The organism is Microvirga sp. GCM10011540, from assembly GCF_042650665.1.
Taxonomy (GTDB): domain Bacteria; phylum Pseudomonadota; class Alphaproteobacteria; order Rhizobiales; family Beijerinckiaceae; genus Microvirga; species Microvirga lenta.
Window position 1 is genome coordinate 1 of sequence record NZ_JBHSBQ010000045.1, and the last position, 527, is coordinate 527.

General features: G+C 68.9%; 1 protein-coding gene. It reads right to left on the reverse strand.

Features of this window, described 5'->3' with window-relative positions:
* Positions 1–513 (reverse strand): PRC-barrel domain-containing protein (locus ACFOYU_RS15150; protein WP_377034230.1); only part of this gene is annotated, 513 nt, incomplete at its 3' end.
* Positions 514–527: the final 14 nt, after the last annotated feature.

Below are 527 nucleotides of genomic sequence, written 5' to 3' on the forward strand. Positions count from 1 at the left end.
CTGATCGCGATAATCGTCCATCGCCTCGATATCCTGCTCCGTCACCCCCCGGATGAACAGCTGATCGCCCCGAAGCCAGAACCGCTCCAGCGGAAACGCCACACGGTCCGCCCCGATCCCGAGAAAGCCGCCCGACTCCACCACCACGAACTGACGCCCCTGCGGCGTGGTGATCACCCGGTCCACCTCGCCGATCTCCTGGCCGCGCAGGTTGCGCACCTCCATGTCCTCCAGCGACGCCACCCCGATCGGCTGCATGCGCACGTTCTCCTGGTTGATCGCCGCCGTGTTCTCCACGTCGCCCACCCCCAGCGTCTCACGTACCCGCCGCTGCTCCTCCGGCGTCACCTCGGCCGACACCGCCGCCTGCTGCTGGCGCTGCTGCATCTGCGCCTGCTGACGCTGCTGCTGCTGGGCCTGCTGCTGGCCCTGCATCTGCTCGTAGCGGATGGTGGGCTGGCCCTGGGCCTCGTTGAAGATCACCCGCGGCTCGCCCGTGCGCTCGTACGACACCTGCGGCTGGTCCG